This is a genomic window from Sphingosinicella sp. BN140058, assembly GCF_004135585.1.
GTDB lineage: Bacteria > Pseudomonadota > Alphaproteobacteria > Sphingomonadales > Sphingomonadaceae > Allosphingosinicella.
Map to the genome: position 1 here is coordinate 5,403,992 of NZ_CP035501.1, position 16,216 is coordinate 5,420,207.

The 16,216-nt window shown below is 66.0% G+C and carries 12 protein-coding genes and 1 tRNA gene; 7 read left to right on the forward strand and 6 right to left on the reverse strand.

What is annotated here, in order from left to right; translation table 11 throughout:
- Window positions 1-103 precede the first annotated feature (103 nt).
- Window positions 104-1,318 carry a tyrosine--tRNA ligase gene (gene tyrS / locus ETR14_RS24535; protein WP_129390274.1) on the forward strand — a complete coding sequence of 405 codons (1,215 nt, stop codon included), beginning with the start codon at window positions 104-106 and terminating at the stop codon, window positions 1,316-1,318.
- 29 nt (window positions 1,319-1,347) lie between these two features.
- Here the strand turns inward: tyrS and recG are convergent, their stop codons facing one another.
- Window positions 1,348-3,408, reverse strand: coding sequence for an ATP-dependent DNA helicase RecG (gene recG, locus ETR14_RS24540; protein ID WP_129390277.1), 2,061 nt, complete (start codon window positions 3,406-3,408; stop codon window positions 1,348-1,350).
- A gap of 71 nt (window positions 3,409-3,479) precedes the next feature.
- Here recG and ETR14_RS24545 point away from each other — a divergent pair, with 71 nt between their 5' ends.
- Complete coding sequence (locus tag ETR14_RS24545) at window positions 3,480-3,746, forward strand: succinate dehydrogenase assembly factor 2 (RefSeq protein WP_129390280.1); 267 nt, start codon at window positions 3,480-3,482, stop codon at window positions 3,744-3,746.
- Window positions 3,747-7,202, forward strand: a complete 3,456-nt coding sequence (gene mfd, locus ETR14_RS24550; RefSeq protein ID WP_129390283.1) for a transcription-repair coupling factor — start codon at window positions 3,747-3,749, stop codon at window positions 7,200-7,202.
- 18 nt (window positions 7,203-7,220) lie between these two features.
- Here mfd and ETR14_RS24555 read toward each other — a convergent pair whose 3' ends face one another.
- Complete coding sequence (locus tag ETR14_RS24555) at window positions 7,221-7,619, reverse strand: hypothetical protein (RefSeq protein WP_129390286.1); 399 nt, start codon at window positions 7,617-7,619, stop codon at window positions 7,221-7,223.
- Window positions 7,619-9,655, reverse strand: a complete 2,037-nt coding sequence (locus ETR14_RS24560; RefSeq protein WP_206185909.1) for a bifunctional diguanylate cyclase/phosphodiesterase — start codon at window positions 9,653-9,655, stop codon at window positions 7,619-7,621. Before ETR14_RS24560 ends, ETR14_RS24555 begins: the two co-directional genes overlap by 1 nt.
- Before the next feature lie 179 nt (window positions 9,656-9,834).
- On the opposite strand from ETR14_RS24560, the gene ETR14_RS24565 reads away from it, so the two are divergent.
- The 3 genes from ETR14_RS24565 (at window position 9,835) to ETR14_RS24575 (ending at window position 11,585) form a co-directional block, all read left to right on the forward strand.
- Window positions 9,835-10,617, forward strand: coding sequence for an NAD kinase (locus ETR14_RS24565; protein WP_371416732.1), 783 nt, complete (start codon window positions 9,835-9,837; stop codon window positions 10,615-10,617).
- Window positions 10,618-10,693: 76 nt separating this feature from the next.
- Window positions 10,694-10,768, forward strand: a tRNA-Asn gene (locus ETR14_RS24570).
- Between the two features lie 184 nt (window positions 10,769-10,952).
- Complete coding sequence (locus tag ETR14_RS24575; RefSeq protein ID WP_129390289.1) at window positions 10,953-11,585, forward strand: hemerythrin domain-containing protein; 633 nt, start codon at window positions 10,953-10,955, stop codon at window positions 11,583-11,585.
- 81 nt (window positions 11,586-11,666) lie between these two features.
- On the opposite strand, the gene secA is transcribed toward ETR14_RS24575, so the two are convergent.
- A complete protein-coding gene (secA, locus tag ETR14_RS24580) occupies window positions 11,667-14,396 on the reverse strand; it encodes a preprotein translocase subunit SecA (RefSeq protein ID WP_129390292.1) in 2,730 nt (909 codons plus the stop codon).
- A gap of 143 nt (window positions 14,397-14,539) precedes the next feature.
- On the opposite strand from secA, the gene ETR14_RS24585 reads away from it, so the two are divergent.
- Window positions 14,540-14,983: a GFA family protein gene (locus ETR14_RS24585; protein ID WP_129390295.1), complete on the forward strand. Its 444-nt coding sequence runs from the start codon at window positions 14,540-14,542 to the stop codon at window positions 14,981-14,983.
- 9 nt (window positions 14,984-14,992) lie between these two features.
- Here ETR14_RS24585 and ETR14_RS24590 read toward each other — a convergent pair whose 3' ends face one another.
- Complete coding sequence (locus ETR14_RS24590) at window positions 14,993-15,454, reverse strand: EF-hand domain-containing protein (RefSeq protein WP_129390297.1); 462 nt, start codon at window positions 15,452-15,454, stop codon at window positions 14,993-14,995.
- A gap of 73 nt (window positions 15,455-15,527) precedes the next feature.
- Window positions 15,528-16,187, reverse strand: a complete 660-nt coding sequence (locus ETR14_RS24595) for a squalene/phytoene synthase family protein (protein WP_129390300.1) — start codon at window positions 16,185-16,187, stop codon at window positions 15,528-15,530.
- Window positions 16,188-16,216 lie beyond the last annotated feature (29 nt).

A 16,216-nucleotide genomic window follows, 5' to 3' on the forward strand; every position in this document is an offset into this window, starting at 1 on the left:
CAGCGGACTAGAAAGACTCGCGGAGCGGGACAAGCGCAGAGGCACGCGATGCCTGCAGACCGGCTCTTTTTGTTGAGTCGGGCCCATGCTAACCGGCGCCGCCATGAGCTACCGTTCCGATCTCCTTCGCCTGCTCGACGAGCGCGGTTACATCCACCAGCTGACCGACGCCGAAGGCCTCGATGCCCTCGCGTCCAAGGAAATCGTGCCCGGCTATATCGGCTTCGATGCGACGGCGCCGTCGCTTCACGTGGGCTCGCTGGTGCAGATCATGATGCTGCGGCGCCTGCAGCAGGCGGGTCACAAGCCGATCGTGCTAATGGGTGGCGGCACGTCCAAGATCGGGGATCCGAGCTTCAAGGACGAAGCGCGCAAGCTGCTCACCGAGGAGACGATCGCAGCGAACATCGCATCCATCAAAAGGGTGTTCGAGCCGTTCCTCCGTTTCGGTGACGGCCCCACCGACGCGGTCATGGTCGACAATGCCGATTGGCTCGACAAGCTCGAATACATCCCCTTCCTGCGCGAGATCGGCCAGCATTTCTCGGTCAACCGGATGCTGAGTTTCGACAGCGTCAAGCTGCGGCTGGACCGCGAGCAATCTTTGAGCTTCCTCGAATTCAACTACATGATCCTCCAGGGCTACGACTTTCTCGAGCTCTCGCGCCGTGCCGCCTGCCGGCTGCAGCTCGGCGGCTCCGATCAGTGGGGCAATATCGTCAACGGCATCGAGCTCGCCCGCCGGGTCGACGGCACCTCGGTCTACGGGCTGACGACGCCGCTGATCACCACCGCCGACGGCGGCAAGATGGGCAAGACGATGAACGGCGCGGTCTGGCTCAACGCGGACCAGCTCGCGCCCTATGATTATTGGCAATTCTGGCGGAACACCCAGGATGCCGACGTCGGCAGGTTCCTGCGCCTGTTCACCGATCTGCCGCTCGAGGAGATCGCCCGGCTGGAGCGCCTCGAAGGCAGCGAGATCAACGAGGCAAAGAAAATTCTCGCCGATGCCGCGACCGCGATGGCCCATGGCGAGGAGGCAGCCCGCGGCGCGGCGGAGACCGCCCGCAAGACGTTCGAGGAAGGCGCGGCGGGCGAAGCCCTGCCCTCGCTCGCGGTGACCGGCGAGATCATGCTGGTCGACGCCCTGGTCGGGCTCGGCCTCGTCGCGTCGAAGAACGAGGCACGGCGGCTGATCGCGCAGGGCGGCGCCAAGGTGAACGGCGAGAAGGTCGACGAAGACGGACCGGTGACGGCGACCGGCGAAGTCCGCATTTCGGCCGGCAAGAAGAAGCACGGCATCCTGACCCGCTGATCCCGGGCGGCGGGCAGCGGGCCCGGTTTTCAGCCCGAGCGCAGCAACTCCACCGCGGCATCGCGTTCCATCAGGTACAGCAATACCCGCGCCGCCTGCCCCCGCGGCGCGTCGAGCCCGCCGTCGCGATCGACGAGCAAGCGGGCGTCGTCGCTCGCCATCTGCGCCAGATGCTGGATCTGCTCGGGATCGGCGAGGCGGAATTGCGCTTCGCCCGATTGTTTGGTGCCGAGAATTTCGCCCGCCCCGCGCAGCCGCAGATCCTCCTCGGCGATCCGGAAGCCGTCATTGGTCTCGCGCATCAGCGCCAGCCGGGCGCGCCCGGTTTCGCTGAGCGCGTTGCCGCGCAGCAGCAGGCAGACCGAGCGCCCCTCCCCGCGCCCGACCCGGCCGCGCAGCTGGTGAAGCTGTGCCAGGCCGAACCGCTCGGCGCCTTCGACGATCATCAAGGTGGCGTTGGGGACATCGACCCCGACTTCGATCACCGTCGTCGCGACTAGGACGTTGAGCTCGGCGCGCTGAAATGCCGCCATGACGGCATCCTTCTCCGGCCCCTTCATCCGGCCATGAACGAGGCCCACCCGATCAGCGCCAAAGATCGTTCGCAAGGTCTCCGCACGGTCCTCGGCTGCGGCCTGGTCGCTATTCTCGCTCTCCTCGACGAGCGGGCACACCCAATAAGCCTGGCCGCCGCTTTGAATGTGGCGGCCGAGCGCCTCGACGATCTCGGGCAGGCGATCGCAGCTCATCACCCGAGTCTCGATCGGCTGGCGCCCCGGCGGCATCTCGTCCAGGCGGCTGACGTCCATCTCGCCATATTGGGTGAGGGTCAGCGTGCGCGGGATCGGCGTAGCCGTCATCACCAGCAGATGGGGCGGCCGCTCGGCTTTGCTCGCCAGCATCATCCGCTGGGCGACTCCGAAGCGATGCTGTTCGTCGACCACGGCAAGGCCGAGCCGGCGATATTGCACCGCCTGCTGGAAGATGGCGTGGGTGCCGATCAGGATGTCGATCGATCCGTCGGCGAGGCCCATCAGGGTCGATTCGCGGGCCTTCCCCTTTTCGCGCCCGGTGAGGATGGCGACGTTGACCGGCAGGCCGGCGAGCTGGCGCGTGATGTTCTCGAAATGCTGGCGGGCGAGGATCTCGGTCGGCGCCAGCAAGGCCGCCTGCGCCCCCGCCTCGACCGCGATCAGCATCGACATCAAGGCGACCAAAGTTTTTCCCGATCCGACGTCGCCCTGCAGCAGGCGCAGCATCGGCTGCACCTGCTGCAGATCGCCCTCGATTTCGGCGATGGCGCGGCTCTGGGCTCCAGTCGGGGCGTAAGGGAGCTTCAGCGCGTCGCGGAGGCGGCCATCGCCCTTGAGCGGCTGTCCCCGCCGCTTTCGCGACGAGGCGCGAACGAGCATCAAGGCAAGCTGATTGGCGAAGATCTCGTCATAAGCGAGCCGCTCGCGCGCGCCGCCGGCGCCGGGGCTTGCATGGGCCAGACGCAGTGCTTCCTCCCAGCGTGGCCAGCCCCGGGTGGTCAGAACGCTCGGCTCGATCCATTCGTCGAGAGCGGGCAAGCGGGCGAGCGCCTGCGCGGCGAAATCGGCGAGGCGCCGGTTCGAGAGACCCTCGGAAAGGCTGTAGACCGGCTCGCGCTCGGGCAGATCACCGGCTTCCTCCGGCGGCAGCGCATAGTCCGGGTGGACCATCTGCAGCTCCATGCCCCAGCTGTCCATCCGGCCCGACACGACTCGCGCCTCGCCCAACGGCAATTGCTTGCGGGCCCAGCCCGGATTGTTGAAATAGGTCAGCGTCAGGATGTTGCCGGCGCGATCGCGTGCGGCGACCCGGAACGGGCCCCTGCCGCCGCTCTGGCGGTAATCGACCGGGGTAACCTCCACCGTCACCACCCGGCCGGCATCGGCCATGTCGATCGCGTCCACTTTCTTGCGATCGATCCAGTTCACCGGGAGGTGGAAGAGAATGTCGACGACGCGATCGAGGCCGAGCCGCTTGAGCGGCCTGGCGAGGCCGGGGCCGACGCCTTTCAGCACCTCCACTTCGGCGAACAGCGGATTGAGAATGTCGGGGCGCATAACTAGATGGACCTCGTATCAACGCCGACCGGGATCCGAAAGCCCGTGCGGACACTCTCCTATGGGACCTCATGGATCGCGAACCCCGTTTGAAACGTCTCCGCTTCCGCGCCTGGCATCGCGGCACCAAGGAAGCGGACCTGCTGATCGGCGGGTTCTTCGATACCTATGGCGAGACCTGGAGCGCGGCGGAGATCGACTGGTTCGAAGCTCTGCTCGAGGAGCAGGACGTCGACATCATGGCCTGGGCGATCGGCACCGCGCCTCCGCCGCCGGCATATGATGGCGAGATGATGCGCCGCCTGCAGGTGGTGAACTATATAAAGCACCCAAAATAAGTGACTGATCTCAAACGTATCCTGACGGCGAATGCGCCGATCACCCTGGCTGGCGCGCCGGCCGGATTCCTGCCGTGGCTCGCCGCGGATCTGGCCCGTGCCGCCAAGGGCCGCGCCGTGTTCGTCGCGCCGGACGAGGCCGCGATGCGCCACGTCGCCGACGCTGCCACCTATTTCGCGCCGGAGCTCGACGTGCTGAGCTTTCCCGCCTGGGATTGCCTGCCTTACGACCGCAGCTCGCCCTCGCTTCGCGCCTCGTCGGAGCGGCTGGCGACGTTGCATGCGTTGCAGGGAAAGAGCGACAAGCCGCAATTGCTCGTCACCACCGTCAACGCGGCGACCCAGCGCACGCTGACGCCGTTCCGGGTGCGGCAGCTCGTCGCGCGGCTCGCGCCGGGTGAGCGGATCGATCTCGATCGGCTGACCCGCCTGCTCACCGCCAACGGCTACCAGCGGACGGATACGGTGCAGGATGCCGGCGAATATGCGGTGCGCGGCGGACTCGTCGATCTGTTCCCGGCCGGTGAGAGCGAGGGCCTTCGCCTCGATTTCTTCGGCGACGAGATCGAGAGTGTCCGTCGCTTCGATCCGGCGACCCAGCGGACCAGCGGCAGCGTCGATGGTTTCACCCTGCTGCCGGCCTCCGAAGCCCTGCTCGACGAAGACAGCATCAAACGTTTCCGCTCGCGCTACCGCGAGAAATTCGGCGCCACCGCGACCGGCGACCCCCTTTACCAAGCGGTGTCCGAAGGTCGCCGCCAGGCCGGCCTCGATCACTGGCTGCCGCTCTTCGAGGAACGGCTCGCGACTTTGTTCGACCATCTCTCGCCCGACGATCTGGTCGTGCGCGATGCGCACGATGCCGGCGCGGTCGACGCGCGGTTCGAGGCGATCGCGGATTATTATCAGAATCGCACGCGCGCCCAATCCTCGGATCCGGGAAGCTATCGCCCGCTCGAGCCGCAGACGCTCTATCTCAGCCGGGACGAATGGCAGGGGATCATTGAGGATCGGCCGCTCCACCTCGCCACGCCCTTCCACGAGCCGGAGAGCGCCACCGTGCTCGACTTCGAGGTCGACGCGCCGCGGGATTTCGCGCCGGAGCGATCGCAGAACGTCAATGTCTACGAAGCGGTGGTAGAGCATGTCGCGAGCCTCCGCCGCGGCAAGAAGAAGGTGGTTCTCGCCAGTTACTCGGTGGGTGCGCGCGAGCGGTTGAAGGGCCTGCTCGCCGACCACGGCCTCAAGAAGGCGGTGGAAGTCGAAACCTGGCAAGAGGCGCAGGGCGCCGGCGCGCAGGGCTCGGTCGCCCTCGCCGTGCTGCCGCTCGACCATGGCTTCACCACCGCCGATCTCGCTCTGCTGACCGAGCAGGACATGCTCGGCGACCGCCTGGTTCGCCGCCGCAAGCGCAAGAAGTCCGCCGACGCCTTCCTCAGCGAACTCGCGACGCTCTCGCCGGGCGATCTCGTCGTCCATGCCGATCACGGCATCGGCCGCTACGAGGGCTTGACCCAGATCCCGGTCGGCAAATCGCCCCACGATTGCGTCGCGCTCGAATATGCCGGCGGCGACAAGCTCTACGTGCCGGTCGAGAATATCGACATCCTCTCGCGCTACGGCAACGAGAGCGACGGAGTGACGCTCGATCGCCTGGGCGGCGAGGCCTGGCAACGCCGTAAGGCGCGGATGAAGGAGCGGATCCGCGAGATTGCGGGCGAGCTCATCCGCACCGCGGCCGAGCGGGCGCTGCGGCCGGCACCCGCGGCGGAGCCCGACACCGGCTTTGCCGCCTTCGTCGATCGCTTCCCCTATGAAGAGACCGAGGATCAGGAGCGTGCGATCGACGACGTCGTCGGCGACCTGGGCGCCGGGCGGCCGATGGACCGTCTCGTTTGCGGCGACGTTGGCTTCGGCAAGACCGAGGTCGCGCTCCGCGCCGCCTTCGTCGCGGCGATGGCGGGTATGCAGGTGGCCGTGGTCTGTCCGACCACCCTGCTCGCGCGCCAGCATTACAACAATTTCGTCGAGCGCTTTCAGGGCTTTCCGATCGAGATCGGCCGTCTGTCGCGACTCGTCACCGCCAAGGAAGCGAAGGAGACCAAGGACGGCATCGCCGCCGGCCAGATCGACATCGTCATCGGCACCCATGCGATCCTCGCCAAATCGATCGAGTTCAAGAATCTCGGGCTCGTCATCGTCGACGAGGAGCAAAGGTTCGGCGTCACGCACAAGGAGCGGCTGAAGGCGATGAAGGCGGACGTCCATGTCCTCACCCTCACCGCGACGCCGATCCCGCGCACCTTGCAGATGGCGATGTCCGGGCTTCGCGAATTGTCCGTGATCCAGACGCCCCCGGTCGATCGTCTGGCGGTGCGCACCTATGTCATGCCCTGGGACCCGGTGGTGCTGCGCGAAGCGCTGCTGCGCGAACATTATCGTGGCGGCCAGGCCTATTTCGTGGCGCCTCGGGTCGCCGACCTTGCCGATCTCGAGCAGTTTCTGCGCGACGAAGTGCCCGAAGTGCGGTTCATCACCGCCCACGGCCAGATGGCGCCGACCGAGGTCGAGGAGCGGATGAGCGCCTTCTACGATCGCAAATACGATGTCCTGCTGTCGACCACGATCGTCGAGAGCGGCCTCGACATCCCCTCGGCCAACACTTTGATCGTCCATCGTGCCGACCGCTTCGGTCTCGCCCAGCTCTACCAGCTGCGCGGCCGCGTCGGCCGCTCGAAGACCCGGGCCTATGCCTATTTCACAACCCGCGAGACCCGCACGGTCACCGAGGCCGCCGACAAGAGGCTGAAGGTGCTCGCCAATCTCGATACGCTCGGCGCCGGCTTTCAGCTCGCCAGTCACGATCTCGACATTCGCGGCGCGGGCAATCTGCTCGGCGACGAACAGTCCGGGCACATCAAGGAAGTCGGCTTCGAACTCTACCAGTCGATGCTCGAGGATGCGATCCTGGAGGCGAAATCGGGCGGCAAGCTCAAGCCGACGGACGATTTCTCGCCGCAGATCACCGTCGATGCGCCGATCCTCATTCCGGAGGAATATGTGCCCGATCTCGATCTGCGCATGGGCCTCTATCGGCGCATGAACGAATTCGAGACCGCCGCGGAGCTCGAGCCGTTCGCGGCCGAGTTGATCGATCGCTTCGGCAAGCTGCCGGCCGAAACCAACAACCTGCTGAAGGTGATAGAGATCAAGCTCAATTGCCGCCGGGCATCGGTGATCAAGCTGGATGTCGGCGCCAAGGGCGCGCTCGTCCACTTCCACAACGATCGCTTTCCGGATCTCGAGGGCCTGATCGCCTACGTGCAGCGGCTGAAAGGGACGGCGAAGCTGAGGCCCGACAGCAAGCTGGTGATCACCCGCAACTGGCCGGATCCCGCAGCACGGATCAATGGCGCGCTGCAGCTGTCGAAGGGGTTGGCGCGGATCGTGGGCTAAGGTCCCCGTGGGGAGTCGTTAGAGCTTCACCACTTCGGCTTCCTGGCCGGCCTTCTCTTCCCAGACGGCCTCGCGGTACATCTCGAACGTGCCGTCGAGGTCGGCGAGGCTCCATATGCCGGTGATCGTGTTGCCGTCGCCGGAAAGGCGGCCGACGTAATCGACGGCGTGCGCGGCATCGCTGGCGCCGTCATAGATCTTGGTGAAGTCGACCTCTTTGCCGTGACGGCTTCCGCGCAGCACGGCTTCGAGGCTGTCGCTCGAGGGACCCATCGTGTTGGGCTCGATGATCGTCCCCGACAAGGCGCCTGAGTCATCCTCGATCCGGGCCAGGAAGGGCGTCGTCGGCCCGCGCCGGGAGGGATAGGAAAAGCTGCCCATCCACAGCCCCGCGATGTTCATCACCCGGGCGGTCATCAGGCCTCGACGAGGGCGGCCAGTCGCGCGGCGTCCACCGGCGGCGAACACAGGAACCCCTGATAGAGCGTGCAGCCCTCCTGCGCGAGCAAGGCAAGCTGGTCCTCGGTCTCGACACCCTCGGCGATCACACCAAGGCCGAGCGAACGGGCCATGTCGATGACGCTGCGCACGACCACCTGGTCGCGGTGGCTGCCGCCGATATCCTCGACCAGCCTCTTGTCGATCTTGAGATAGTCGAGCGGAAGCGCCTTCAGATAGGCGAGGCTCGAATAGCCGGTGCCGAAATCGTCGATCGCCATCCTGAGGCCGCCCTGGCGAAGCTGGGCCAGGAGATTCCCGGCCGTACCCAGATCCTCGATCAGTCCGCTCTCCGTAACCTCCACGGTGAGACGATCGGCAGGAAATCCCGTCTCGTCGACCATCTGCGTGAACAAAGCCGCGAAGTTCGGGCGGACGATGTCGGCGGCCGTGATGTTGACCGAGAGGCGGAGCTCGCCGAGGCTTCCCGGCCACGCCGCCGCAGCCGCGATCGCCTTGCGCTGCACGTGATCCGAAAGCTGGACGAGGTAATCGGAGCGCTCGGCGACGTTGAACAGGGTGACGGCGCCAAGCTCGCCGAATTGCGGATGGCGCCAGCGAGCCAGCGCCTCCGCCCCGACGATCCTGCGGGTGGCGATCGAGACCTGGGGCTGGAACAGGATCTCGATCTCGTCCTGATCGAGGGCGCGGCGGAGATCGACCTCGAGGCGATCGCCGAGCGCGCTGTCGGTCGCGGCATCGGCATCGAGCACGTGGATCGGCCCCGCCTCGGCCGTTTTGGCTTCGGCAAGCGCAGCGCTGGCACGGCGCAGCAGGCGGGTCGCGTCGTCGCCCGTGTCCGCAGCGGCAATCCCGACTCGGCTGCCGAGGGTAACGACGTGGTCGCCTGACATGAACGGGCGGCCGATCGCTTCGACCAATTGACCCGCGAGAAACCGGGCCTCGGTCAGGCTCGCCGGCGGTGCGAGTGCGACCGCGAATTCCGCGCCGGCGATCCGGGCGACGAGCCGCTTGCGCCCGTCCGGGTCGACGAACCGCTCGATCCTCCGCCCGGCCGCCTGGAGGACTTCGTCACCGATCGTGCGGCCGAACGCGGCATTGATCGCGTCGAAGCGGCTGACGGCGAGCAGCAGCACGATCAGCGCCGGCGCGCTCCCCGCCTCGCGCTCGTCCAGCTGCGCCTGGATCCAGGCGCGGGCCGCACGGGCATCGCGCAGCCCCGTCATAGGATCGCGGGACAGCGACGCGCCGGTATCGGACGGCGCCGCGATCGTTTCGGTCTGGCCGACGACGCCTTCCGCCTCGACGCGGAGATGATGGGCGAGCCGCACGCCGCCGCCATCGACGTCCGCATGGGCGAAGGCGGTCGAATGGCCGGTGGAAAGCAGTCGATCGACGGCGCCCCTCGCCGCCTTGCGCCCGTCCGAATCGAGCTTTCGGAACAGGTCGAGCAGGCTGATCCGCTGCCCCTGTTCCTCTCCGAGGCCGGCGCGGCGGGCCAGTGCAGGGCTGAGCTCGACCGTTGCCGAGCCGGGCTGCCAGCGCCACGACGCCGCCTGGCGGGCGACTCCGCCTTCGTCGGTCCGCCGGCGGGCGCGGCCACCGCCGATCCGTTCGGCCAGGCGCTGGGCGAACTGCACGCCGTGAAGCAATTGCTGCTCGCTGAAGGGGCTGACCAGGAAATGGGTCGCGCCGGCTGCATAAAGGTCGTCGAGCGCGGCCTCGTCGGTGCGCGACAGCAACACCAGCATCGCCGCCATGTTGGTCTCGATGCAGTCGGCGAGGGCACGCACCGCATCGCGTCCCTCCGCCAGCGCCCCGCGGGCATCGACGATCGCCACCAGCGCACCGGAGGCGATGAAGCGGCTCTCCGCATTGTCCGCCCTGCGCGCGGCGATCGGCCGCCAGCCGGAACGCTGCGCCGCCTCCGTCAGCTCATCGCGGTGACGGAAGGACAGAATGAACAGCGGCGCCGATCCGCCCGCAGCGCGCATTTCGAGATTCTCCCCGGCGGCAAATCGTCCGCCGCGCCCGGTCTACTCTCGGGCCGAGGGCTCAACAATCGGTTTAGATACGGTGAGTCTTATTGGGACAGTCCAGCACCCGTGATGGGGCGTCGTGCTTTCGAAGGCTTTGCTTGCCGCCGGCGATCCCACCGCCTACCAACGCTGCGATGATGGCCGCTGCGGACAGACCCACCGCCCTTCTCGCCTCGGACACCGAGGCCGCACAGGAAGCGGAGGCAGAGCTCCGGCGCCATTACCGCTTCGTGTCCGTCGAAGAGGCCGAGCAGGTCATCGCGCTCGGCGGCGACGGCTTCCTGCTCCACGCGCTCCATGAGATGTTGCGCAGCGGCCGTATTCTCCCCGTCTTCGGGATGAATCTCGGCACCGTCGGTTTCCTGATGAACGAGTGGCGGATCGAGGGCCTGCGCGAGCGGGTGAACCAGGCGAAACCGTTCAAGGTCGCGCCGCTCCGCATGGAGGCGATCACGATCCGCGGCGAGCGCGTCGATCATCCTGCGATCAACGAAGTGTCCCTGCTCCGCGAGACCCGCCAGACCGCCTGGATCGAGATCACGGTCAACGGCCGCGTGGTGCTGCCGCAGCTGGTCTGCGACGGCGTTCTGGTCGCCACTCCGGCCGGCTCTACGGCGTACAACCTTTCCGCCCAGGGCCCGATCCTGCCGCTTGGTTCGAACCTGGTTGCGCTGACGCCGATCAGCCCCTTCCGGCCGCGGCGCTGGCATGGCGCGCTGATCCCGGACGAGTTCAGCATCGTGTTCCGGGCGATCGACCCGTCCAAGCGCCCGGTTTCGGCCGTGGCCGACCAGCGCGAGGTCCGCGAGATCGAGCGAGTGACGGTGTGCGTCGACCGCAAGCAGGAACTCACCCTGCTGTTCGATCCGGATCATGCGCTCGACGAGCGGATCACGATGGAGCAATTCGCCGTCTGAAAAAACCGCACAACCGGCGCTTGCAAGGTCCGAAAAGTTGCGGCATAGGCCCGCCACACCCTGAGGGTCTGGTTATTCCGGCGTAGCGCAGCGGTAGCGCAGGAGACTGTTAATCTCTTGGTCGTAGGTTCGAATCCTACCGCCGGAGCCATCAGGCCCCAGGGTGTTGAGGTCCGAAAGCCCCGGTTCGCCGGGGCTTTTTCATGTCCGCGTCCCCGCGGGCTCTCGGCCAAGGTGGCCGCCTTTCTTCCTCTGGAGAACGGCGCGCACCCCTCCTCCCGGAACATAGTCGCTCTCCTGCGGGTTCCAGCGCCAACATTTACGAGGAGGGCCATATGGCAACCAAGTCAGAGACCAAGGGCAGCAGCAAGTCGCGTTCGAGCGGCAAGAGCAGCAATGAGAGCCAGACCGCGTTCGGGTTCGGCAGCGGCAACACCGGCGTCCTCGTCGGCGCAGCAATGGCCGGTGCCGCGGTCGGCATTGCCGCCAATGTCGGGCGCAAATTGTTCGTGCAGTTCACCAGCGGCGCCACCGGCGACTGGTTCGACGCGCTCAAGACCGAGCATGCCCTCACCCTCGCGATCTTCGACAAGATTGAGGCGACGGACGACAAGCAGACGATGATGCGCTCGCATCTGTTGATGAAGCTCAAATATGCGCTGACCAAGCACGCCATCGAGGAAGAGAATGTCGTCTATCCGGCGCTCCGCCAGGCCAATTCCACCCACGACGCCGATGCCCTGACCGCCGAGCACGGCTATGTGAAGACCTACCTCTACGAGCTCGAGAACATGCCCAAGAACAGCCCGGAATGGCTGGCCCGGGTGCGCGATTTCCGCGCCATGATCGAAGAGCATATCCGCATGGAGGAGGAAGAGGTGTTCCCCGCATTCCGCAAGCTGCTCTCGGACGAGCAGAATGCGCGGCTGAGCGCGCTGATGAACAAGGAAGGGTTCAAGGTCGCCTGATCTCCCGATCGGCGGACCTGAACGAAAAAGGGCCGGTGCGGACATCCCGCACCGGCCCTTCTCTTTTTCGTCCGGGTCAGCTCAGGCGAGCTGGCCGTGGCAATGCTTGTACTTCTGGCCCGATCCGCAGGGGCATGGCGCATTGCGGCTGACCGGCGTCTCGGCGAGATCGACGCCTTGCGGAAGTTCGGGACGCTCGATCTGGAGCGGCGGCAGGCGCGAGAGGACGTTGCCGCTCGACGCATCGATGTCGACGGTGTCGTCGTCGCCGGTCAGCGGATCGATGTGATGGGTGATGAAGTCCGGCAGGTCGGCATATTCGGGCTCCGGCTCGGGCATGGTGATCGAGGCCAGCGCCAGCGTGCGGGTCACGTCCTCGCGGATCGCGATCAGCATGCGCTCGAACTGCTGGAAGGCTTCACGCTTATATTCGTCGATCGGCTTCTTCTGCGCGTAGGCACGCAGGTGGATGACCTGGCGGAGCGCATCGAGCATCGCGAGATGCTCCTTCCAGTGGTGGTCGAGCGACTGCAGCAGAATCGACTTTTCGACCTGAATGAAGCTTTCCGGCGGTATTGCCGCCTTCTTCTCCTCGATCTGGGCATCGGCCATCGCCTGGATGCGCTCGACGAAGATCTCCGGATCGACCGCCTCTTCCTGCATCCACTGTTCGACCGGCGGCTCGAGACCGAACACCTCGCTGAGGCGGGTCTTGAGATGGGCGATCTCCCATTGCTCGGGATAGGTGTTGGGCGGGCAGGCCTCGCCGACGATCGCGTTGACGGTCTCGGCGCGCATGTCCTCGACGACGTCGCCGATCGTGTCGGCGTCCATGATGTCGGCACGCTGCTCGTAGATCACCTTGCGCTGATCGTTCATCACGTCGTCATATTCAACGACCTGCTTGCGGATGTCGTAGTTGCGCGCTTCGACCTTCTTCTGCGCTGTCTCGATCGCCTTGGAGATCCAGGGGCTAACGATCGCTTCGCCGTCCTCGAGATTCTTGTTCATCAGGCGCGCGAACATGGTCTGCGGACCGAAGATGCGCAGGAGATCGTCGTCGAGCGACAGGTAGAATCGGCTGAGGCCGGGATCGCCCTGACGGCCGGAGCGACCGCGCAGCTGATTGTCGATGCGGCGGCTCTCGTGGCGCTCGGTGCCGAGCACGAACAGGCCGCCGGCGGCGAGCACACGCGCCTTCTCCTCCTGGATCTCGCGCTTGATACGCTCGATCGCGGCATCGCGCTCCGGCCCTTCCTCCATGTCGGAGAGCTCGTCATTGACTCGGAACTCGACGTTGCCGCCGAGCTGAATGTCGGTGCCGCGGCCGGCCATGTTGGTGGCGATGGTGACCGCACCGGTGCGTCCCGCCTGGGCGACGATGTGCGCTTCCTGCTCGTGGTAGCGGGCATTGAGCACTTCGTGGCGGACGCCCTCGCGCTGCAGGAATTCGGCGAGGAGCTCCGATTTCTCGATCGACACGGTGCCGACCAGAACCGGCTGGCCGATTTCCTGCTTCTCCTTGATCGCCTTGGCGATGGCGGCGAACTTGTCGTTCTGGTTCTTGTAGAATTCGTCGTCCTCGTCGATCCGCTGCACCGGGACATGGGTCGGGATGGTGACGACGTTGATCTTGTAGATGTCGTAGAATTCGGCCGCCTCGGTCGCTGCGGTACCGGTCATGCCGCCGAGCTTGGGATAGAGACGGAAATAATTCTGGAACGTGATCGAGGCGAGCGTTTGATTCTCGGGCTCGATGTTGACGCCTTCCTTGGCTTCCACCGCCTGATGGAGACCCTCGGACCAGCGCCGGCCATCCATCATGCGGCCGGTGAACTCATCGATGATGATGACCTTGCCGTTCTTGACGATGTAATCGATGTCGCGCTTGAACATCACGTTCGCGCGAAGCGCCTGGTTCAGGTGGTGGACGACGAGCGTGTTTTCGTAATCGTAGAGGTTGGAGCCGACCAGCAGGCCGGCTTCCTCGAGCACGCGCTCGATCTTCTCGGTGCCGTCCTCGGTCAGCACCACCGAACGCTGCTTCTCGTCGACCTCGTAATCGATCGGATCGAGCGTCTTCACGACCGCATCGACCGACATGTAGAGCTCCGACTTGTCTTCCGTCGGGCCGGAAATGATCAGCGGCGTGCGGGCTTCGTCGATCAGGATCGAGTCGACCTCGTCGACGATCGCGTAGTTGAACGGCCGCTGCACCATCGCCGCGCGGTCATATTTCATGTTGTCGCGCAGATAGTCGAAGCCGAACTCGTTGTTCGTGCCGTAGGTGATGTCTGCGGCGTAGGCGGCCCGGCGCTGCTGATCGGACAGATTGGGAACGATCACGCCCACAGTGAGGCCGAGGAAGCGATAGACCTGGCCCATCCAGTCCGCGTCGCGGCGGGCGAGATAGTCGTTCACGGTGACGACGTGAACGCCCTTGCCTTCCAGCGCATTGAGATAGGTGGCGAGCGTCGCGACCAGCGTCTTGCCCTCGCCTGTGCGCATCTCGGCGATCTCGCCGCGATGGAGAACGATGCCGCCGACCATCTGGACGTCATAGTGGCGCTGGCCGAGCACGCGCTTGCCGGCCTCTCGCACGGTGGCGAACGCTTCCGGAAGAATGTCGTCCAGATCCTGGCCGTCCGATAGGCGCTGGCGGAAGATCGCCGTCTGGCCGCGCAGCTCGTCGTCGGTCATCGCCGAAACGGTCGGTTCGAAGCCGTTGATGCGGTCGACGATCTTGCGAAGCGAGCGGACGTAGCGGTCGTTGGACGATCCGAAAATGGCTTTGGCAAATCCGCCAAACATGGGCGATCCTAATCTTCTTGAATGCGGGCCACGCGCAAGACGCGGCCGGTTCGCCGCCCCCCTTGCAATCGTTGTTGGGGATGTAGGGTTGGCCCTATGGCAAGTCAATTGACGCGCTGGCGGTCGCCGCTTAGCCCTTGGGCATGAACGACCTTCTGACCGGCGGCTGTGCTTGCGGAGCGGTTCGCTACCAGCTCAAGAGCCCGCCCTTCGACACCGGTTATTGCCACTGCCGGACCTGCCAGTTGAGCTCCGGCGCGCCGGCTATGGTCTTCTCGTCGGTGCCGGCGGGGGATCTGATCTTCACCCAGGGCGCCGACAAGGTGAAGCGCTTCGACTCGTCGAGCTTCGGCTTCCGGCGTTTCTGCGGCGAATGCGGCACGCCGTTCACCATGGAAGTCGCGCACCAGCCTGAGACGGTCGATTTCAGCGTCGCCACGCTCGACGCCCCGGACAGGATTGCGCCCGAATTCCACATCTTCTGGGGCAGCCGCATCGGCTGGTTCGCGCTGTCGGACGATCTGCCGCGCCACGCCAAATTCCGCCCGGACACACGCGGGCTGGACGGAACCGATCCTCCGGCATGATCCGGCCCCTCAGCACGCGCAGATCTTCGGCTTGGGCTTCGTCTTCGGCTTGGTGGTCTCGAACTCGCGCGGGCTGAGGCCGGCGGACTTGTCCGTGTCGGCATCGGCAAACTTCTCCGCCGTGGAGGCCGACCATTCCTCGAAGGCGAGCCGGCCGTCGGCATTGGTGTCGAGCCTGGCGAACGCCTTGCGCCGGGGAAGGTAAAGCTCCTCGAGCGTGATCTTGCCGTCCTTGTCCTTGTCGGCCCGCGCGAAGCGTTTCTCTTCCTTGCTCTTCTCGGTTGCCGCGGGCGGCGCGGTCGCCCGCCCGTCGTCGGCTTCTCCCGCGGGCGGCGGGTCCGACGTCAACGCGGCGAGCGCCTTCGGTGCCTTGGGCACAGGATTGTCGGCCGCGGCCTGGCTCTTCCACAGGAAGAAACCGGCAAGCAGAAACAGAAAGACGGACGCGGCACCGGTTGCATAACGAAGCATCGCTCTTCTCCCGCTGGAGCACGCTTCACACCCGTCCCCTCGGACGACGGACCGTGTTTAGAACAAAACGGGTTCAGATGCCAGTGAGTCGATGCCTGAGCATGCGCACCATGCGCCGCGGCGCGCCTTGCTCCTCCCAGGAGGGGCGCTCCGGAGCAGCGTCCCGCGCCGCGAGCGCACCGAGCATGCCGAGCGGACGCAGCCGCGATGGCCAGCGCAGCCGATGCAGCCGCTGCCGGGCGGCCGCAACTGCCGATTCGGCATCGGGCTGGTTGGCACTGTGGCGCGCGAGATCAACCAAGGCCCAGGCTTCGCCGACGCTCTCCATCTCGGCAGTGGCGGTAGCCCCGAGCAGGCGCGCGGTGTAGCGGAACAGCCGCCCCCCTCGCGCCGCGGCGTAGAGGGCGAGCTGATCCTCGCCGAGTACCTCCGGCGTCAGCAGGACCGACCAGCCTTCTTCCATCGCCGCGAGCTCAGCGCCGGTGACGCCGTTGGTCAGGAGCAAGGTTTCGGCCGATTGAAGACCGGGCTCTGCCGGCGCGCGGGCACGGTCGAGCTTCTCGAGGGATTCACGCCACCAGGCGAGCTTGATCTGGCTGATCAGGGGCTCGCGGCCGCCTGCAAGCGCATTGCCGAGCGCCAGATCAAGCTTCCAGAGCGCTTCGACCGAAGCGCGGCGCGCGGCGGGAACATAGCTCAGCGCCAGGATGCGGTCGCGGTCGAGATCTGCCATCGCGCGCTCCTGGCCGGCTGCAGGGAGGG